This window comes from Staphylococcus sp. 11007852, from assembly GCF_011394325.1.
Taxonomy (GTDB): domain Bacteria; phylum Bacillota; class Bacilli; order Staphylococcales; family Staphylococcaceae; genus Staphylococcus; species Staphylococcus agnetis.
The window spans coordinates 70023-89207 of record NZ_JAANBJ010000004.1; the positions used below are offsets into that span (position 1 = coordinate 70023).

The 19185-nt window shown below is 35.5% G+C and carries 22 protein-coding genes and 1 pseudogene; 3 read left to right on the top strand and 20 right to left on the bottom strand.

The features are described from left to right. Positions 1-52 precede the first annotated feature (52 nt). The 6 genes from G8Y85_RS00805 to G8Y85_RS00830 form a co-directional block, all read right to left on the bottom strand. Positions 53-1081, bottom strand: coding sequence for a ferrated catecholamine ABC transporter substrate-binding lipoprotein SstD (locus G8Y85_RS00805; RefSeq protein WP_060551811.1), 1029 nt, complete (start codon positions 1079-1081; stop codon positions 53-55). Positions 1082-1095: 14 nt separating this feature from the next. Beyond that, a complete protein-coding gene (locus tag G8Y85_RS00810; RefSeq protein ID WP_165805284.1) occupies positions 1096-1899 on the bottom strand; it encodes an iron ABC transporter ATP-binding protein in 804 nt (267 codons plus the stop codon). Next, complete coding sequence (locus tag G8Y85_RS00815) at positions 1896-2855, bottom strand: iron chelate uptake ABC transporter family permease subunit (protein ID WP_060551813.1); 960 nt, start codon at positions 2853-2855, stop codon at positions 1896-1898. Before G8Y85_RS00815 ends, G8Y85_RS00810 begins: the two co-directional genes overlap by 4 nt. Beyond that, complete coding sequence (locus G8Y85_RS00820) at positions 2848-3813, bottom strand: ABC transporter permease (protein WP_165805305.1); 966 nt, start codon at positions 3811-3813, stop codon at positions 2848-2850. The genes G8Y85_RS00815 and G8Y85_RS00820 overlap by 8 nt, the downstream gene beginning before the upstream one ends. A 160-nt stretch (positions 3814-3973) precedes the next feature. Continuing rightward, positions 3974-4501 carry an SA1002 family membrane protein gene (locus tag G8Y85_RS00825; protein WP_039644023.1) on the bottom strand — a complete coding sequence of 176 codons (528 nt, stop codon included), beginning with the start codon at positions 4499-4501 and terminating at the stop codon, positions 3974-3976. Between the two features lie 162 nt (positions 4502-4663). Beyond that, positions 4664-4843, bottom strand: a complete 180-nt coding sequence (locus G8Y85_RS00830) for a hypothetical protein (RefSeq protein ID WP_165805285.1) — start codon at positions 4841-4843, stop codon at positions 4664-4666. Positions 4844-5012: 169 nt separating this feature from the next. Between G8Y85_RS00830 and G8Y85_RS00835 the strand changes: the two genes are divergently transcribed. Next, complete coding sequence (locus G8Y85_RS00835; RefSeq protein ID WP_165805286.1) at positions 5013-6200, top strand: DUF819 family protein; 1188 nt, start codon at positions 5013-5015, stop codon at positions 6198-6200. 44 nt (positions 6201-6244) lie between these two features. Further along, a complete protein-coding gene (locus G8Y85_RS00840; RefSeq protein WP_165805287.1) occupies positions 6245-6598 on the top strand; it encodes a DUF488 family protein, N3 subclade in 354 nt (117 codons plus the stop codon). 123 nt (positions 6599-6721) lie between these two features. Here the strand turns inward: G8Y85_RS00840 and brnQ are convergent, their stop codons facing one another. The 9 genes and pseudogenes from brnQ to G8Y85_RS00885 all read right to left on the bottom strand — a co-directional run bounded on the left by brnQ (position 6722) and on the right by G8Y85_RS00885 (position 14447). Further along, a complete protein-coding gene (gene brnQ, locus G8Y85_RS00845) occupies positions 6722-8029 on the bottom strand; it encodes a branched-chain amino acid transport system II carrier protein (protein ID WP_103345159.1) in 1308 nt (435 codons plus the stop codon). A 284-nt stretch (positions 8030-8313) separates the two neighbouring features. After that, positions 8314-8736, bottom strand: a complete 423-nt coding sequence (locus G8Y85_RS00850) for a universal stress protein (RefSeq protein ID WP_165805288.1) — start codon at positions 8734-8736, stop codon at positions 8314-8316. A gap of 272 nt (positions 8737-9008) precedes the next feature. After that, positions 9009-9908 (bottom strand): CobW family GTP-binding protein, encoded by a 900-nt coding sequence (locus G8Y85_RS00855; RefSeq protein ID WP_037567311.1) that lies wholly within the window; start codon positions 9906-9908, stop codon positions 9009-9011. After that, positions 9908-10453, bottom strand: a complete 546-nt coding sequence (gene dcd / locus G8Y85_RS00860; RefSeq protein ID WP_165805306.1) for a dCTP deaminase — start codon at positions 10451-10453, stop codon at positions 9908-9910. The genes G8Y85_RS00855 and dcd overlap by 1 nt, the downstream gene beginning before the upstream one ends. Positions 10454-10738: 285 nt before the next feature. Further along, entirely contained in the window at positions 10739-11281 is a 543-nt protein-coding gene (locus tag G8Y85_RS00865) for a DUF5067 domain-containing protein (RefSeq protein WP_060551822.1), read from the bottom strand. 13 nt (positions 11282-11294) lie between these two features. Continuing rightward, positions 11295-11729: pseudogene (locus tag G8Y85_RS00870) on the bottom strand (DUF5067 domain-containing protein); the annotation flags it as partial. A gap of 336 nt (positions 11730-12065) precedes the next feature. Further along, positions 12066-13781 (bottom strand): urease subunit alpha, encoded by a 1716-nt coding sequence (ureC, locus tag G8Y85_RS00875; RefSeq protein ID WP_085741096.1) that lies wholly within the window; start codon positions 13779-13781, stop codon positions 12066-12068. Then, positions 13778-14134 (bottom strand): urease subunit beta, encoded by a 357-nt coding sequence (locus G8Y85_RS00880; protein ID WP_060551825.1) that lies wholly within the window; start codon positions 14132-14134, stop codon positions 13778-13780. Before G8Y85_RS00880 ends, ureC begins: the two co-directional genes overlap by 4 nt. Positions 14135-14144: 10 nt before the next feature. After that, the gene (locus G8Y85_RS00885; RefSeq protein ID WP_060551826.1) at positions 14145-14447 is read right to left on the bottom strand and encodes an urease subunit gamma; all 303 of its coding nucleotides are present in this window, start codon (positions 14445-14447) and stop codon (positions 14145-14147) included. A 220-nt stretch (positions 14448-14667) separates the two neighbouring features. Here G8Y85_RS00885 and yut point away from each other — a divergent pair, with 220 nt between their 5' ends. Then, positions 14668-15582, top strand: coding sequence for an urea transporter (gene yut / locus G8Y85_RS00890; RefSeq protein ID WP_165805289.1), 915 nt, complete (start codon positions 14668-14670; stop codon positions 15580-15582). A gap of 173 nt (positions 15583-15755) precedes the next feature. On the opposite strand, the gene G8Y85_RS00895 is transcribed toward yut, so the two are convergent. From G8Y85_RS00895 to G8Y85_RS12425, 5 genes are all read right to left on the bottom strand, one after another. Then, positions 15756-16691: a cation diffusion facilitator family transporter gene (locus tag G8Y85_RS00895; protein ID WP_037567325.1), complete on the bottom strand. Its 936-nt coding sequence runs from the start codon at positions 16689-16691 to the stop codon at positions 15756-15758. Between the two features lie 13 nt (positions 16692-16704). Continuing rightward, complete coding sequence (locus G8Y85_RS00900) at positions 16705-17121, bottom strand: DUF2231 domain-containing protein (RefSeq protein WP_103345164.1); 417 nt, start codon at positions 17119-17121, stop codon at positions 16705-16707. Between the two features lie 68 nt (positions 17122-17189). Next, positions 17190-18341: a sensor histidine kinase gene (locus G8Y85_RS00905; protein ID WP_165805290.1), complete on the bottom strand. Its 1152-nt coding sequence runs from the start codon at positions 18339-18341 to the stop codon at positions 17190-17192. Then, complete coding sequence (locus G8Y85_RS00910) at positions 18338-19006, bottom strand: response regulator transcription factor (RefSeq protein WP_103345166.1); 669 nt, start codon at positions 19004-19006, stop codon at positions 18338-18340. The genes G8Y85_RS00905 and G8Y85_RS00910 overlap by 4 nt, the downstream gene beginning before the upstream one ends. 26 nt (positions 19007-19032) lie before the next feature. Then, complete coding sequence (locus tag G8Y85_RS12425; protein ID WP_256903602.1) at positions 19033-19167, bottom strand: hypothetical protein; 135 nt, start codon at positions 19165-19167, stop codon at positions 19033-19035. Between the last annotated feature and the right edge of the window lie 18 nt (positions 19168-19185).

Genomic DNA, 19185 nt, shown 5'->3' on the forward strand with positions numbered 1-19185 from the left:
GGGGCTCGGACATTATAGCTAACGTCCTAACCCCTAAATTGATTTTAGAATTTTATTTATCTAATTTTAATCCTTCTTCTATTTCTTCAATTTGCTCTATTGTCGTTGTTGTAGAACCTGAAGCAAAGTACCAAAGTTTAGGATCTAATTCTAAAACTTTACCATTTTTAACAGCTTTCACATTTTTAATGACATTGTTGCCTAGAACTTGTTTTGCTGTTGATTTTTCACCGATTGCTTTACCACGATCCATCGCGAAGATGATATCTGGATTTTTCTCACTCACATATTCATTTGTCACGTTTTGACCATGACTGCTTTTCTTAATATTATCATCAACTGGTTTGAACCCTAACGTATCGAATACGAGGTTACCGAAACGGTCTCCCGCTCCAAAAGTAGATAATTCACCTTCATTAACAAGTAAATACATTGCTTTTAAATCTAAGTTTTTTGTTTTTGCTTTTACTTCTGCAATCTTTTCATCTAATTCTTTATTTAAAGCTTCTGCTTTCTTTTCAGTATCATAAATTTTACCAAGAATGCTTGTGTCGTTTTTCATAGATTCTATGAAATCATCATTTTTTGCGCCCATATAAACGATTGGAGCGTCTGGTGCAGCTTTTTTCAACTCATCAATATTTTTTTGATTTGCTGTACGTGCTGATAAATAAATCACATCTGGTTTAACTTTTGCAATAACATCAAAGTTGATTTCTTTTAAGGAACCCGTGTTTTGATATTTGTCTGATTTAAAATCATCTAAGAAATCTGGTAATTGTGCGTTACCTTCACCTTTAGGTAATGCGGCTACTTTATCTTTAAGCCCCATTTCTTCTAATGTTTTTAATGCACCGTAGTCAAACACGACTGCTTTTTGCGGATTTTTAGGCACTTCTACTGTATCCGAATATGCTTTATCTTGGCTACCGTCATCTGCTTTACCACGCAATTTAAAATCATTTTTAACTTCTACAGTCTCTTTAGAACCACCTTTTTTAGATGACTTATTGTCATCATTACCACATGCGACTAATACAAAGACCATCGCAACCATTAATAATAATCCTAACTTTTTCATATTGTCCTCCTCATTTAACTCATTACTTTATGAGACATTTGATGATACATACAAGGTAGTTCATCAAAATAAATACAAATTTGTTGACCTCGAATCGTTTCAATTTTAACATCCATATCATAGAGTTGTTTTAATACCGCTGAGTCAATGACGTCACGTTTATGGCCAGCTTTCACTACTTTGCCATCTTTTAAAGCGACGATATCATCAGAGTATACAGATGCAAAATTAATATCATGTAACACAACAACGATTGTTTTGTTATGAAAAACTGCGAGTTCACGTAAGGTTTGCATAATTTGAACAGAATGTTTCATATCTAAGTTGTTTAACGGTTCATCTAAAAGTATATATTCCGTATCTTGTGCAATTGTCATGGCAATGTATGCACGTTGGCGTTGACCGCCTGATAACGTTTTAAGATAACGGTGCCGTATGTCGTCCAACTTCAATAATGCAATTGCTTCATTTACTTTTGCTTTATCTTCATTCTTTAAATAGCCTTTAGAGTATGGAAAACGACCAAAGTTGACCAACTGTTCAACAGTGATGTTTAATTCTGTATGGTTCGTTTGTTTTAAAATCGACAATTTCTGAGATAAAGCTTGTGACCCATAGTCATTTAAAGGCGTATCTTCGATTTCGACTTGACCTTCTTGAAAATCTCGTAGGCGACTGATGGCTGACAATAATGTACTTTTGCCGGCACCGTTGGGTCCAATCAGTGAAGTCAATCGTCCTTTTTGTATATCAACACTCACATCAGTAAGTATTTGCTTGTCATCAATAAATTGATTCAAATGCTGAATGCGAATCATGTCGTTTCCCTCCGCCTCATTAAAAGATAGATAAAGTAAATGCCTCCAATGAGGTTAATTAAAATACTAACTTGTGTTGTTGCTTCAAATAAGTGCTCTACAATCCACTGTGCGACAAATAAACTGATCCAACTGATACAAATTGTTGCTGGTAAAATATAACGATGTTCGAAATTTTTAATGAGCTCATGTGCTAAGTTTATAGTTAATAATCCAAGAAATGTAATAGGTCCAACAAGTGCAGTTGCTATGGCAACCATCAGTGCAACTAAAATGAGCAACATGCGTGTCATTTGTGTATAGTTCACACCAAGGTTAATCGCCTGAGCGCGACCAAGTAATAATACATCTAAATACGGCAACATCTTCACTGTAACAAGTAACAAAATCGTTAAAGCGATGGCACTTAAGGTTACTAGTGTTGGATTTGACCCGTCAAAGTTAGCAAACATCGCACTTTGAACAACAAGAAAATCTTCAGGATTAATTAATAATTCAAGAAAACCGGTAATACTTCTAAAAAATGTTCCTAAAATGACGCCAATTAACAAAATAAAATACACCGAAAATTGACCATATTTAAAAATACCTTCAAATAAAATCAATGCGAAAATGACCATTACGACCAATGTCACTGCAAAATTTAAATAAAAATTTGTAATAAATATAGAACTTGCGCCGAAAATAAAAAGAATTAATACTTTACTAAATAGATATACAGCATCAAGTCCCATGATGGAAGGTGTTAATAAACGGTTCACGGTGATGGCTTGGAAAATGACAGTAGACGCGGCGATTGCTGCACCAACGAGGATCATTAAGAAGAGTTTTCTCAAACGACTACTAAACTGATACTCAAAAATTTCAAAATCAAGACCAATCAACAAATACATCGCACCAATCATGATGGTTGCGACAATTAAAATGATGAGCTTTTTTAAGGACGAATTACGCATACTGACGACGTCCTTTCATCAACATAATAATAAAAATGATAGTTCCGAACATACCAATCGTTAAACCAATATTGATTTCATACGGGTAAACGACAACACGTCCAACTATATCTGAAAACATCACAAAAATGGCGCCGAGCATTGCTGTATGTGGCAAAGCATTTTTCAGATGATCTCCTTTAAAGATAGAAACGATGTTGGGTACGATAAGACCTAAAAATGGAAGCGTTCCGACTGTGACAACAACCAACGCCGTAATTGTAGCAGTTATAAACAAGCCGATGTTTATGATGACATCATAATTCAGCCCTAAATTTTTACTAAAATCACGACCCATACCTGCAATTGTAAATTGATTTGCAAATACATAAGTCATCACAAGTAACGGTATGCTTAGGTACAAGACCTCATAGCGTCCACTCGTAATAATGGCAAAATTACCATTCATCCAGTTCCCTAAACTTTGTACCGCATTGGTTTTCAAAGCGATAAATGTTGAAAAACTGGAGATGATACCACCGAGCATAATACCAATCAGCGGAACAAAAATAACATCTTTAAATCGTATGCGTTGTACCATTTGAACAAATAAAAATGTGCCCGCTACACTTAATAGCACAGCAAACAACAATTTTAATAGGATATGTTCTGATGGAAAAAAAACAAGAGAAATTAAAATCCCTAATTTCGCCCATTCCATCGTTCCAGCTGTCGTAGGACTAACAAATTTATTTTGCATCATTTGTTGCATAATTAAACCAGCTAATGCGAGTGAACTCCCAGCGATAAGAATACTTACGGTACGGGGAATACGACTTGCGAATAGAACATTCAGTTGATCATCATTAAGGTTAAATAGCGCTGTAATCGGAACGCTACTCACCCCAATGAACAAAGAGCACACAGTAAGGATAGTGAGTGTGACAAACAACACATAGCCATTCATAAAATAGCGCATCATTCTGTCTCCTTTTCACCCTTACAAACATCGACAATGAAAATCATTATCATTTAAAGTGTAGCATCAAATCATTTCACAAACAATATTCTTTTGAACTAAAAAACAAAAAAATCTCAAAACGCAACAAAATTGCCATGTTTTGAGATTTTTCATTATGTTATTTGTGGTCTTTAAGCTGTTTTCGACTCATTCTCACCATAGAGATTGAAATCCAACTCACCAATAAGGAAGGTAAAATAAAGATATTGATACTGTCTACCGTCAATAAGTTGGCAAATAAATTTTGAACATCGATATCAGCCAATCCTTTTAATTGATTTGCCACGAATTGATACAACGTAAAATAAATTAATAACCATTGAATGAAGTATTCTAAAATTTGTATTAACGTGTCACTTATAACAATTTTACGACTCATGAACCTTAAAAAGATATATTGAATGATACCACTAAGTAGCATTGTTATAAGGCCAATTTGAAAGATACCATCGGTAATATCAAATAATAACACCATTGGTAACCAAACTACGAATGAACCTATCAAAATGGTAATATAACTCAAGAAAATTAAAAGGGTTCCAATCGCAATGGCTTTAATAAAAACCAATCTTCCTTCTTCGTGTCCCACTAGAAATCCTATAAGCAAGAATAAAATTAAAATAATTATCGTATTTATGAGTAGCATGTGTCACCATCCCGTATAAAATCAAAAGTCCTATCATATTTTAACTTTAAAAGGGCCAATCTTTTAAAAATTTAATGTACTTTTAAACCTTGTAAGATACGTATAAGAAAAAGATGATACACATTTTATAATCCAATGCATCACCTATTTTATGACATGTATTTAAGAATTTTGTGAGACAATAAACATTAAACTCAGTGATAATACTGTAAGTACTGCACCAATCATCACCCATGTGTTCAGTTGCTTCTTAGCGGCCTCGCCCTCTTTTTTAGAAACCATTACCGCTTTTATCCAAGCAACTACAGAGAGAATGATTAATATGCCAATAACTATTGTCATTATATGGCACACCTCCACTTATATAATTACATATTTATTTTAGCATATTCCATTTTATTCAGTGCTTTTTCTATTACCAAAACATAAAGACGTCACATTTTACCCTTATCGACAAATCATTTTGTAAAATATAAAATAGATAAAAGTGTTTCTTTTAAGGGGGAATCATATGATTTTCGGAACAATTATTTCTCAAAATCAAACGTGGTTATTACTTGCTTTTATCATTGGATGGGCGGCAATCAGCATTATTTTAGAACAACAATTTAAAATTGCTAAAATCATATCAGGCGCGATTATCGCACTTTTAGGTGCTATGTTGCTTTCTAATTTAAATATTATACCTACTAAGGCGCCAGCATATGATATAGTCTGGGACTATATTGTTCCGTTATCTATTCCGTTATTATTGTTTCAATCTAACTTAAAGAAAATTTGGAATGAAAGTAAACGTTTATTATGCATCTTCTTAATTGCCAGTGCCGGAACAGTCATTGGTGTCATCATTGCATATGCTTTTTTACATCCACACATTCCGCATCTAAAAAAAATCGCTGCAATGATGACTGGTAGTTATATAGGAGGTGGTGTTAACTTTGCAGCATTAAGCGCAAAGCTCACACCCCCCAGTGATCTCATTTCATCTACATTTGTCGCAGATAATAGTGTAATGGCACTCTACTTCATTTTATTAATCGCATTGCCCCAATTCTCTTTTATAAAAAAATGGTTTAAGACTTCCTATGACACGCAACATCAACCGGCACATCATCATGATTACTGGGAGGCAAAACCCGTTCACTTAAACGATATTGCGATTGCTTTTGGCCTATCTGTAGCGATTGTCGCATTGAGTTTTACGTTGTCAGATTGGTTAAATAACCTTATACCTCAATCATGGGTGATCATGAAGACACTCGTAACATTTTTTGGAGATCCATATTTACTAATTACAACAATAACGCTGTTATTAGTGATGCGTTTCGAACGATTCTTTGACAAGCTTAATGGTGCAAATGAAATCGGAACATTTATGATTTATAATTTTTTCGTTGTCATTGGGACACCCGCATCCTTTGCGGTTATTTTTAAAACTGCGCCGCTCCTCTTTATCTTTGTCATCATTATTTTAATATGTAATCTAGGACTCACACTAATGATTGGACGGCTCTTTAAATTTAATATTGAAGAAATGTTGCTTGCTTCTAATGCTACTGCAGGAGGACCAACGACAGCTGCGGCGCTTGCAATTAGTAAAGGATGGCATGGCTTAATCGGTCCAATTCTTATTGTAGGTACACTCGGTTATGTGATTGGCAATTATGTTGGCACGCTGATCTTCCAGTTATTGCGTTAAACATGACTGCTTAAGGGAAAAAGACCGATAAAGGAGGGATGATTGTGGCTATTTATGTCCAAAGAATTTATAGTTCATCTTCTAAAAAAGGTGTTCGCGTATTAGTTGACCGTGTTTGGCCAAGGGGTGTGTCTAAAGATGAAGCCAAAATCGATTACTGGCTTAAAGACATTGGACCTTCTTCCTCTTTAAGAAAATGGTTTAATCATGACGCAGACAAATTTGATGCGTTTAAAACAAAATACGAAAATGAATTGAAAAACAATAAAGCACAACAAGAAGCTTTAGCTACTTTAAAATCCATTATTCGAGATACTCAAGAAGATGTCCATCTGCTTTATGGCGCAAAAGACACGCAACACAATCAAGCAGTGGTGCTTAAATCATTGCTATCTTAATATAATAGCTTTGTACCTTATTTCCACAAATTAAATGCATTATTTTATCTCGTAAAAAACCCTCTGTATTATCGAAAGGATAAAATAGAGGGTTCATGATTTCTCAGCAGTGATTAAAACACATTATACTGTTGCAATATGTTTATGATATATATGATCGATGACTAGCCCCACACATGTACAAATCACAAATGGGATGAGCCATCCAAGTTGAGATGCGGCTAACGGCATACGTTGGTAAAAATCTGTAAGCCATGGAATTGTCCAGTTGAATGTTAATGCCACTTGAACAATGGATAAAAGTAATGTCACCATTGTAGGAATGATATAAGTCCATCTTAAACGATACGGAAAGACCATATTAACAAGCGACACTAGCACGAGAACAATCGCAACGGGATAAATAAATAACAAGATCGGCTGTGCGATTTTTAAAATCGTATTTAAACCAAATGTCGTAAAAAACAAGCCAAATGTTGCAAATAACAATACTAGTCTTTTATAGCCTAACTTAGGGACATAATTGATTGTAAATGATGCACATGCGTTGATTAATCCGACGCATGTCGTTAAACACGCAAGCAACACGATGAGTGCAAACAAATAATGTCCATACATGCCAAAAACACGCGTTGATTGGTATGTTAATATAGACGTCCCATTATGGATGGTTTCTGAAGAAGGCGTCGTCGCTCCCATCCAAGCAAGTGCCATATAAACTGCACCGAGCAAAGTTGCTGCAATGAGCACCGCTTGCAATACGCGTATTGTTAATTGACGTTTCCCAGTCACACCATGGGCTTTAAATTGATTGACCACGACAACCGAAAATATTAGCGCACCTAATACATCTAGCGTAAAATAGCCTTCAAGCACCCCGTTTAATGTCGGTTGTTGGACAAAGGCGCCTTTTGAAGCAACTGGCGACTGTTCGGCGTTGATAATAGCTAATAAAGATAATAATCCGATAACAACCAGTAATATAGGTGTCAAATATTTACCCAAAACATTCATGATACGTGTAGGAAACATCGCCAAAAGTGTTACGATTGTGAAAAAACATATCGCAAAAGCGACAAGAGTGGCCGTATTGTGCACAGGTAATATCGGGGCAACACCTATTTCATATGCAACGTTTGAAGCCCTTGGAATACCATAAAAAGCACCTGCCGTTAAGTAAACGACAAAGGCAAATGTCGTACCAAAAATGGGATGAATTCGATTGCCGATACTTTCAACTCCTTCATTATAATAGGCAACGATAATAACTGCTAAACACGGTAACAATATCCCAGTTATGACAAAACCAGACATTGCTTGCCAAACGTGGATACCTGCTGTATGCCCTAACATTGGAGGGAAAATTAAATTACCCGCTCCAAAGAATAAAGAAAACAGCATCAATCCAGATATAATTACAAATTTATTCACTTGAAATTCCCTTCCTAAAAACAACATTATATTAAATTTTCTGAATATTTTATAAAATTAGTTTTATAAAGTCACTTGTTCATTATATGAGAACACTTTAACAATGTAAAGCGTAAATAAGTATTTTAAGGTAATCCCTATTTCAACACGAAAAAGCCTTCAAAATTCATCATGAGATGAACTTTGAAGGCGATATCAATTTTAACCGCGATGTTTCATTATCCTATGCGCATCATATTGCCCCCATGACATGAGGTCAATATTCGAAGGCTAAAAACATGCTATTATTTCACTATAAGTACAGGCACATTTACCCGTTTTGCAATTTTATGTGTGACATGACCAAGCACATGCTTAATATCCATTTCCGCACGTTTGTTACTCATTACAACAATGTCATAATCGTACCCTTCAATTTCATTTACAATTTCGTGCGTAGGACTTCCAGTAGTAAATTTAATTTGATATATCAAATCATGCTCATCTAAAGTGTTAAGAAATGGTCGCATTTCTTCTTTCTTTTCTTCAACAACGTCCTCAAAGTGCTTACCTTGGTATCGCACATAATTCGCCAATTCTGTTTCAGAAATCACGTTAAAAATAACGATGTTATACGTTGTAGCGCCATGTGTTAATTTTTTCAATTGATCCGGTACGTTTTTGAAGCTATTCCCAAAATCATAAGGAACTAGTACATTTTCATACATAAAATGTCACCCCTTTTTTATAATATGGCTCTTATCTTTACACCTTCATTTTAACACTTTGAAAACGCTTACTCAACGTATCCCTTTGTACATATTGTGACATATAGTTCATATCATCTATAATTACACTCTTTACTATTTAATTTAAAAAAACATCAACATTCACGAATCAATGAATGTTGATGGCTATATACATTTGGGTATGTTGTACCTATCTTAGCGCCATTTTAACAGGCTACAATAGTCGGTCAATAACCCCTCTTTTTCATATCTTAAGATGCCATTTCGACATCATCAAATGTATGCATTACTTTTTTCGGACAAAGTTGATGACCGATGACAACTAAATAGGATGGCATATCCATTTGACACGGTTTAAGTTCGAGGTGTCCTGGAACATATTGCATAATACACGGTTGGTCAATGCCTTCAACCTCAACAAACCCTTTCACACGATAAATGTGTCCTTCTAACTGTTTCAAGCCTTCTATAAGTGCGGATTGTTTAATAGGTTTATTAAATTCGTGGAAGCATTGCGTCAGTGCACCATGTGTTGTTGGACGTGATTGCTGTTCAATCACCGCTTGTTCAGGCATTTCATTTAACGTCACTTCTCCAAATTGTGTCAGAACGTAAGGAATGCCCGGATAATCTGCTTCAAGTTTATTAACGATATAAAGTAAACGCGTTGTATCGATAAGATCTATTTTATTTAAAATTAAATGACTACAAAATTGCGTTTGTTCTTTAATCAAATTACGAATATCTTCTGGATAGTCATCTTTTTGATCATATACAGACGCATCGATAACACCTAACATGCGTACACGCTCTACTATAGGTGTCAACACCGGCGTCAAACATGCATCATACACTTCTAATGGATGTGCAAGTCCACTACATTCAATAAAAATAATGTCAGGTTGATGCTCTAAATAAATGGAATGAAGTTGTGATGCAACATCTTTTTTAAACGTGCAACAAATACAACCATTCGTCATTGTTTTAATATGTATTGGTTCACTTATAAAATATTGGTCTACATTACGTTCTCCAAAATCATTCATGATGACAGCAGGCTTCAAATTGTGATCAATCGCATCTTGGATAAGAAAGTTTAAAGTTGATGTCTTACCACCACCTAAAAACCCTGTCATAATTACGATTTCCATTAATAGCCACCATCCTTCATCCAGTCTCTAAATACGCGGCTTCCTGTAGTCGTGGCTTGACCTTGATATTTTCCTGAATAAATCGCATCGGGTGCGGTTTTTGTTTCTGCTAAAACAATTTGACAAATACGTTGATTCTGTTCAATTTCTAAAGGAAAGTCATTCGCATTATACAGTTCTAATGTGATTGCACCTTCAAAACCAGGATCAACCCACCCTGCGTTTTGAATAAATAATCCTGCACGTCCAATCGAACTTCTACCTTCAACAAAGCCAGTTAAGTTTTCAGGTAGTTTAATATATTCTTGGGTCGTCGCCAAAATAAATCCATGTGCTGGAACCACTACACTCTTTTGATGGATTTCTTCATACCGAATAGGCTCGCTTAACTTTTGTGTACCATTCATTGGTTGTAATGGTCTTAAAAAATGATCTGCTAACGTTAAATCAATAGAAGCAGGCTCAACATGTGATGCCTCATATGGCGACACTTTAAGTGCTCCCGATTGTATGTATCCTTTAATATCGTTGTCAGATAAAATCATTTGTGCACCTCTATTCTTCTCTGTATAAATCGGAATCATTACGTAGTTTAAACATATTTTTAAATGTATCATGTCTAAATTAACTATACAAGACATTCTTTTATTTCTAATTTACCTTTCAAAAACATAGGTTTTGCTATATCTTCTATTTCGCTTTTATGAAAGACATTTTAATTAAAACTCTGTGCAAGTGCCAAATACATCTTTTAATTTAAAAGTAATATATAAAAGCTATCAAAACGTTCTAAATACGCTTTGATAGCTTTTAGTCAATAAATACATGTATTATTTTTCAACCTTAATGACTTTTTCACCTAATGCTTTTGATTCAATTTCGTCATCTGTAGTATGGCCTTTGAGTATTAATTTAGAAGGTTCTTTTTTTATTGAATAAGCAACTATTGCTGTGACATTGTCATTCTGTTTAACTAATACATTGCTATTCTCATTTAAGTCATGATACTTCGTATTATCTTTAATATAAATATAACTTTTTGAAATTTTTTCTTCGATATTTTTAGTATCTTTAATAAGTTCAAAATGATCATCCCATGACTTTTCAGCGGTCATATTTTTTTTACTTTTATTCGTATATTCATATTCAAAAACGATATAAGGTCCTCTTTTATCATCTTGTCTAAAATTCTCTACAAGTTTTGAACCTTTTATTTTAATTTCAGCATCTTTAGTTCTTAATGTGTCACCTTTAAAATAACCATCCCCAATGTTTTCCTCAGATGCTTTTTTGTCATCTTTATCGTTTCCAATAAGACCACAGCCACTCAGCAAAAGCGTTGATACACATAGTGCACTTAATATTTTTTTCATATGCTTCATCCCCCTAAAACTTACCATCGTTAAATGCTTCTAATTTAAATTTTTGTTTACCTAGTGACTCATGATTCTCATTAGTCCCCTCAATAATGATTGGGTCCGATGTATTTTCTAACTTAAATAGAATCATCGCTTTATATTTGCCACCTTTTTTTATTTTTTTATCTGAAAGCATATCATACTCACTTTTATGTGAGTCATCCAATAACGGCGTTACTTCTAATTCTTTAGCCTTACCATCTACTTCTTGATAAATGTTAAAACCTTTTATCCAAGCGTCGATTGCTGAAATTTTTTCATCTGATTTGTTTGTCACTTCATAACCTATCACAATGGCTTGGAATTTTTTGTTATCAAAACCTGTCATTTCTACTCGAGACATCTTTTGAAAATCAACCTTAAACTTCTTAGTTTCATAATGTTTACCTTTAAATTCACCCTCTGGTTTATATTGCTCTGCATCTGATAATTTTAACGTTTCAGTTGTATTTTCCTTAGTTGGTTTTTCAGCTTTTTCTTTTCCCTTGTCTTCGCCATTCCCACAAGCAACGAGTAGCTATGACATCATAATCAAAACGATTCCTTTTTTCATATGTATCAAACACCCCTATTCATTTTTTACACTTTTTAATTTACCAATTGCGAAATAGTTTTTCAATAGTATATTTTATTTTAAAATCCAAATGTAGCGATGTTATTTTTTAATAAAATAAAAAATGCCTACACTTTTGATTTTAATAACCAAAATTGTAGGCATTTTTATGTTTTATATTTAGGTTTAGAATAAGAAATAGCGTTGTGTTAACGGCAATTCTGTCGCTGCTTCACTCGTAATCTTCTCACCATCTACAAATACTTCATATGTTTCTGGATCCACATCAAGTTGAGGCAATGCATCATTATTCACCATATCTTTTTTAGAAAGATTGCGGATATTTTTAACTGGACGCACGTGTCGCTTTAAATCTAATGTGCGACGTATGCCATCCTGATATGCAGCTTGTGACACAAATGTCAAAGAAGTGCTTTGCATATTGCCACCATATTGGCCATACATCGGACGATATTTGATTGGTTCTGATGTCGGAATAGAGCCATTGGCATCCCCATTGATAGCAACATTGATTAAGCCACCTTTAATTACTAATGTAGGTTTTACACCAAAAAATCGTGGATCCCACATCACTAAATCAGCCAATTTGCCTTCATCTACTGAACCCACGTAGTCTGAAATCCCATGTGTAATCGCAGGGTTAATCGTATATTTTGAAATATAACGGCGAATACGATTGTTGTCGTTATGTTCACCATCACCTTCTAATGGACCACGTTGCGCTTTCATTCGATGTGCCACTTGCCATGTTCGCGTAATCACTTCACCGACACGCCCCATTGCTTGGGAATCTGAACTCACCATACTGAAGACCCCCATATCTTGGAGTACATCTTCAGCTGCAATCGTTTCTTTTCGAATTCGTGAATCTGCAAATGCCACATCTTCTGGAATCGATGCATTTAAATGGTGCGTTATCATAACCATATCTAAATGTTCATCAACAGTGTTGTGTGTATACGGGAGTGTTGGGTTTGTTGATGAAGGTAAAATATTTTTGTATGCCGCTGCTTTAATTAAATCAGGCGCATGACCGCCACCGGCCCCTTCTGTATGATACATATGAAGCACTTTGTCACCAATGGCTTTCATTGTATCTTCCATAAAGCCGGCTTCGTTAAGTGTATCTGCGTGGAGCGCGATTTGAATATCATACTCATCCGCCACTTCTAACGCATGACGTAATGCTGACGGTGTTGCCCCCCAGTCTTCATGTACTTTTAGACCAATGACACCTGCATGGATTTGTTCGACTAATGCAGTATGATTGACCGCTTGACCTTTACCTGTAAAACCGACGTTAACAGGTAACGCTTCTGCAGCTTGAAGCATACGATGTACATGCCAAGAACCTGGTGTTACTGTAGTAGCTTTAGTCCCTTCCGTCGCACCTGTACCGCCACCAATTTGCGTCGTAATCCCGCTTTCTAATGCGATTTCGGATTGTTCTGGGTTAATAAAATGCACGTGGGTATCAATGCCACCAGCAGTGATAATGCTTCCTTCCGCTGCAATGATTTCAGTAGAAGCACCAATGATAATGTCCACATTATCCATAATATCAGGGTTTCCTGCTTTACCTATTTTCATGATATATCCATTTTTCACACCGATATCAGCTTTGATCACTTTATCATGATCGATAATCACTGCATTCGTAATGACTAAGTCTGCTACTTTTTTATTGTCACGTGTTGCATTTGGGTTTTGTCCCATACCATCACGAATTGATTTTCCGCCACCAAACGCGACTTCATCACCATATTGAGCATAATCTTTCTCAACTTTCGCAAAAAGATTGGTATCTCCTAAACGAATTGCGTCTCCAACTGTTGGCCCGTACAAACTTGTATATTGTGATTCAGTCATTTTAAAACTCATTTGACGTCACTTCCCTCTTCCATATTTGGAGCTGTGATGCGGGATTGATCGAGTGGCCCATCAACTTCACCATGAAAGCCATATATTTTTTGTTCTCCAGCATATCGCACTAAACGAATTTCTTTTTCATCTCCTGGCTCAAAGCGTACTGCAGCACCAGCAGGTATATCCAAATGTTTCCCGTAAGCTTCCTCGCGATTAAACGTTAATGCCGGATTGGCCTCGTAAAAATGATAGTGTGACCCCACTTGAACCGGGCGGTCGCCACTATTTTTTACTGTTAATTTCGTGTTTGAACGTCCTTCATTTATCATAATTTCACTTGATTGTACTATGATTTCCCCTGGTTTCATCTTAATCCTCCTAAACAATCGGATGATGGATAGTAACAAGTTTTGTTCCATCTGGAAACGTGGCTTCTATTTCAATATCTGTCACCATTGATTCAACGCCATCCATGACATCATCTTTATTTAAAATTTCACGTCCATAACTCATCAGTTCTGCAACAGATTTACCATCACGTGCACCTTCTAAAATCTCATAGCTGATTAATGCAACTGCCTCAGGATGATTTAACTTTAATCCACGCGCTTTACGGCGTCGTGCCAAATCAGCTGCAACAACAAGCATGAGTTTATCTTGTTCTCGTTGTGTAAAATTCATCTCATCACTCACTCCCTTTTCGCAAAAATAAAACTTACAAACAAATTATAATCCTTTAAATGACCACCTTCAAATAATTATGTTATTATTGAAAAGTAATTTATAACTATATCTATCCCACATAAAAGGTTTCACTTACGAACAAACTATATTAATATAACTTATTTCCATTCGGATTTTTGATTAATGTTTGAGAAATTATTGGAAAGAGGGATTGAACATGCCTTTACCACTACAAAGTTTTTTGAAGAATATTTCACAAGTCGTTTTACTTGAGAATGTCTGGACAGGATTACTTATTCTGATTGCGCTGTGGATAGGAGATTGGAAAGTCGGTTTGGCCGCTATGATAGGAAGTGCCATCAGTTTGGTGACCGCACCATGGTTTGGGTATACAAGAGAGGAAATTCACGCAGGATTAGCAGGATTTAATAGTGTACTTGTTGCCATTGCACTGACTATTTTTATGGTGATGACATGGCAAACTGTCATGGTGTGTTTGATTGCAACGATTATCGCAATGCCACTTGCTAAATCGATGCAGACCGTGTTTCGGCGTTATCAACTTCCAGAACTCACAACACCATTTGTGTTGGTGACATGGATGGTATTGCTCATGAATCAACAATTTGCATTTTTAAAAAGTACTGTCAAAGTTTTACCTTTGAAACACACCGCAACAATTGATGTCACACAACCTCTGCACCCTGTGGTCGCTTTTTTTAATAGTATGAGTCAAATATTTCTCGTTGAAAATGTTGTATCAGGCATCTTAATTATCATCGCTTTCTTTGTTGCATCAGGATGGGCCGGTTTTTTCGTCATCATCGCCAACGTGCTTTCAATGTTATTTGTATATGTTTTAGGCACTGATGCGATGGCATTCAACCACGGGCTTTTGGGATACAATTTAATATTGACCGTGATTGCTGTGGCAGTCACATTTAGGAACTTAACACGTTATCATCGTTATCTCATGCTCGTGCTTATTATTGTATTGACACCAATGATTTATGGCGCTATCGCTACACTATTAGAACCCTTTGGCATTCCAATTTTAACGCTACCGTTCATCATCGTTACTTGGATATTGCTGTTAGCTGGGCAAAACCAACCTACCACGCATCAACTTTAATATTTCGCGTTACATCTCTAATATCAATTTATCAGCAACTTCTATTGCGCCTCGTAACGACGCAATGGGCATTTCTCATAAAATCGTATATGAATAGCCTTCAAATTCATCTGGTCATGAATTCGAAGGCTATTTCATTACGCCAAAAATACTGACTTATTTATTTAAAAGGTTTATTTTATCTCTTCAAAGTAAGCTTCATCTAAATGATTCATTTCTAAATGTTCAATTTGAAGTGTTGTATGGGATAAACCGTACTTTTCTTTTAGCAATCGTTCTAATTTATTTATCGTTTCATATGCGTCATGACCACTTTTACTATCTAGTACAACATGTGCACTTAATGAGTAGTGCTCAGTTGTAATGGACCATAAATGGAATTCGTGTACATCAAGGACTTGATCCACACGTTTCATATCATCCATAATTTCATCAGTATCCAAATGCTCAGGTACTGATTCCATTAAAATCGATACAGCATTACGCATAATTTTGTAGCCCCCACGTAAAATGACTACAGCAATGACCATACTTAAAATCGGGTCAATCATTTGAATACCTGTAAAATAAATGAGTACCACAGCTAAAATAACACCCACGGAGTTCAATAAGTCTCCTATAAAGTGCCATAACGCACTTTGGATATTAATATTGTTTTCACTTTTAAGTGAGCGCATTAAAATGATCGTTAAAACGATGTTCACGATTAAACCAATCGTAGCAATAACAAGCATTAAACCACTCTCAACAGGTTTTGGGTAGATGATGCGCATGATTGCTTCATAAAAAATCCAAATTGAAATGATTGCTAATGCCAAACCATTTAAAAAGGCAGCGATAATTTCAAATCTTAAATATCCAAAAGTATATTTTGCAGTTGGTTTACGGCTTGCAAAGTAGATTGCCACCATTGACAAACCAAGTGCTATCACATCACTTAACATGTGAAATGAATCAGAAAGTAATGCCAGTGAGTTAGAAAGTATCCCTCCAGCAAACTCTACAATTGTAAAAAATAATGTAATGATTAATGACGCCCATAAAGTTTTTTTAGAACTTTTTTGAAGTTTTCGGTGTTCGACATGGTGGAAATAATAATTTCTTTGCATTCCTTAATCCTCCCTAGTTCCCGTAAGTAATACTTGCACCTAAGTGCCCAGCTACAATTAATAGTCCAAATCCGATGACCGTAAAGATAAGTACACCCCATTTAGAATAAGTTGCATATGTTTTAAACCACATTCCGCCTAATTGGATGACTGTTGCAAAGCCATAAGCAATTAAAGCGAGCATGGCAAACGTTTCATGTAAATGTACTAAACTTTCGACATGTTGCGGGTTAAAATGTTGCATCGCATATTCTTCCCCACTATCGCCAAGTAAATAACTGATGGCACCAGACAACATACCAAATATAAGAGTGAGTGCGAGTGAGAAAGATAAATCTTTTTTCTTTAAAATCACGTTTAATAATGCAATTAAAGTCGCAAATGATAATAATGCGATTGGAAAATGTACAAATAATGGATGTAATGGCATATCAATCAACCCCTTGTTTTCTTTATAAGCTTACTATATAGAGGAAAACTGAAATGAACCTGAAATTTTTAAAGTTTTATTAAAAATGTTGTGCCTTTTCCTTTTTTTGACATTACCGTTACAACACCCCCATATTGATGTACACGTGCTTGCAACAATGCTAAACCAATACCAGACCCCTTTTGGTTTTGGTTACCTCTGTAAAATCTTTTAAAAATATGCTGCTGTTCTTCTTTTGCAATGCCCACACCATCATCACTCACACGTAATTCAATACCATTGATTGTTTTCGATGCACTTATAGCTACCTTTACATCAGATTCATTATGCTTCACCGCATTTTCCAACAAAATATTCACAATTTGCTTTAAATGTAAAGGCAAAATAGGATATTTCAAATGACGTGCATATAAACGTTTAATCGGTATATGATATGCCATCTCAACAGATTGAACCGCTTCATCTAACACTGTGGCAATGTGAATCTCATCTAAATCTTTAATGGTCATATCAGGTTCTAACATCGAGTCTATGAGTTGTTGCATATAGGTCACTTCAGTTTTCATTTGCGCTAACGTTTGCTTACTCGTCGTACTTAAATGTTCATGTTCAAGCATGACGATATACTGTGTTCCAAGTAACAACGATGCGATGGGTGTTTTCATTTCATGTGATGCATTTTGAATGAACAGGCGTTGATCGTGCATCAATTGTTCATAAACTTTAATCGGACGCTGCGCAAGATAATACGCTAATCCCATCATTAAAATAAATCCTAGCAAAAAGCATCCAATTAATACTGAAATTAAAAATCCTTTAGTTTCATGGAAATCATGAACATTCGTTAAACTATATAATGTCCTTTCATTCGAGAGCGAGACGGTTCTCACATCAAATACGCCGTACCGACTTTCATCAATATATGGTGTAGTCGTTGAATTCTGAAGAAAACGTGTTTCAAGTTCTCGTGTTGAAAATGGGGTGGATGCCTCAATGATTTTTCCATGTTTCACAACAAAATAATCATGTGTTGGATTGACCTTTTGATGTTGTGCGAGTGTTGTTTGAACACTTGATGTCTGACGTTGAGCCGTCTCATTAATTTCTTGATTCAATTTATAGCTAAACAAGATAACGATAATGATGAACAAGACACTTAATAAGGCAAATAACATTCCTGCATATTTTAGAAAAGCTGGCCAAAATCGATAGTTTGTCATGCTATCACTTCCAATTTATAACCCACGCCGCGAATACTTTTAATTTGAAGTGATGTATGTAGTTGCGTTAATTTTTTTCTAAGTTGTCGAACGAGTGCATCAATATTATTGTCAGTTACGATTTGATCTAAATACCATACTTTTTCAATAATTAAGCCCCTTGAAACAACCGCATTTAAAAATAAAAGTTCTAATAATTGATACTCTTTTTGGGTAAACTCTAAGATATGCCCATCTTTCATAAAATGATGTTTTTGATAATCAAACGTCACGTTCCCTATTGTTTTCACGTGATGGTCTATCGCATGGTACCGTTTCATTACCGCAAGCATACGTGCTTCTAATTCTTCAAACTCAAACGGTTTCGTCACATAATCATCTGCTCCTGCAGTAAGTCCTTCAACTTTATCTGTAGTTTGCGATTTCGCTGTTAACATAATAATAGGGACTGGATTGCCCCCATCACGTATGCGCTGGATAATATCCACACCACTCGTATCCGGTAACATCCAGTCCACGAGAATGATGTCGTAATGAATTTGATCCATATATAATGCTACCTCTTCGCCAGTCGTTAACCAATCTACAGTGTACTGACGAAGTTTCAACATATTTTGAAGTAAATCCCCAATCATGCGATTGTCTTCGATGAGTAGGACTTTCATTCAATCACCTCATATTTTCTAAGTTGTTATGATGTTTTGACATCTTTATTCATATCCGCGTCAATACGATATTGTTGGAGTGTTAAAATCGCGACGCCCCACATGACCATTACCCCAATCATACCGGCCACATAAGCACATGCTTTATAAAAAGTTTTCATGATCAAAGCCTCCTGTTC

Coding starts and splice junctions, on each gene's coding strand:
- G8Y85_RS00805 (WP_060551811.1), bottom strand. CDS start 1,081: ATGAAAAAGTTAGGATTATTATTAATGGTTGCGATGGTCTTTGTATTA.
- G8Y85_RS00810 (WP_165805284.1), bottom strand. CDS start 1,899: ATGATTCGCATTCAGCATTTGAATCAATTTATTGATGACAAGCAAATA.
- G8Y85_RS00815 (WP_060551813.1), bottom strand. CDS start 2,855: ATGCGTAATTCGTCCTTAAAAAAGCTCATCATTTTAATTGTCGCAACC.
- G8Y85_RS00820 (WP_165805305.1), bottom strand. CDS start 3,813: ATGCGCTATTTTATGAATGGCTATGTGTTGTTTGTCACACTCACTATC.
- G8Y85_RS00825 (WP_039644023.1), bottom strand. CDS start 4,501: ATGCTACTCATAAATACGATAATTATTTTAATTTTATTCTTGCTTATA.
- G8Y85_RS00830 (WP_165805285.1), bottom strand. CDS start 4,843: ATGACAATAGTTATTGGCATATTAATCATTCTCTCTGTAGTTGCTTGG.
- G8Y85_RS00835 (WP_165805286.1), top strand. CDS start 5,013: ATGATTTTCGGAACAATTATTTCTCAAAATCAAACGTGGTTATTACTT.
- G8Y85_RS00850 (WP_165805288.1), bottom strand. CDS start 8,736: ATGTATGAAAATGTACTAGTTCCTTATGATTTTGGGAATAGCTTCAAA.
- G8Y85_RS00855 (WP_037567311.1), bottom strand. CDS start 9,908: ATGGAAATCGTAATTATGACAGGGTTTTTAGGTGGTGGTAAGACATCA.
- dcd (WP_165805306.1), bottom strand. CDS start 10,453: ATGATTTTATCTGACAACGATATTAAAGGATACATACAATCGGGAGCA.
- G8Y85_RS00865 (WP_060551822.1), bottom strand. CDS start 11,281: ATGAAAAAAATATTAAGTGCACTATGTGTATCAACGCTTTTGCTGAGT.
- ureC (WP_085741096.1), bottom strand. CDS start 13,781: ATGAGTTTTAAAATGACTGAATCACAATATACAAGTTTGTACGGGCCA.
- G8Y85_RS00880 (WP_060551825.1), bottom strand. CDS start 14,134: ATGAAACCAGGGGAAATCATAGTACAATCAAGTGAAATTATGATAAAT.
- G8Y85_RS00885 (WP_060551826.1), bottom strand. CDS start 14,447: ATGAATTTTACACAACGAGAACAAGATAAACTCATGCTTGTTGTTGCA.
- yut (WP_165805289.1), top strand. CDS start 14,668: ATGCCTTTACCACTACAAAGTTTTTTGAAGAATATTTCACAAGTCGTT.
- G8Y85_RS00895 (WP_037567325.1), bottom strand. CDS start 16,691: ATGCAAAGAAATTATTATTTCCACCATGTCGAACACCGAAAACTTCAA.
- G8Y85_RS00900 (WP_103345164.1), bottom strand. CDS start 17,121: ATGCCATTACATCCATTATTTGTACATTTTCCAATCGCATTATTATCA.
- G8Y85_RS00905 (WP_165805290.1), bottom strand. CDS start 18,341: ATGACAAACTATCGATTTTGGCCAGCTTTTCTAAAATATGCAGGAATG.
- G8Y85_RS00910 (WP_103345166.1), bottom strand. CDS start 19,006: ATGAAAGTCCTACTCATCGAAGACAATCGCATGATTGGGGATTTACTT.
- G8Y85_RS12425 (WP_256903602.1), bottom strand. CDS start 19,167: ATGAAAACTTTTTATAAAGCATGTGCTTATGTGGCCGGTATGATTGGG.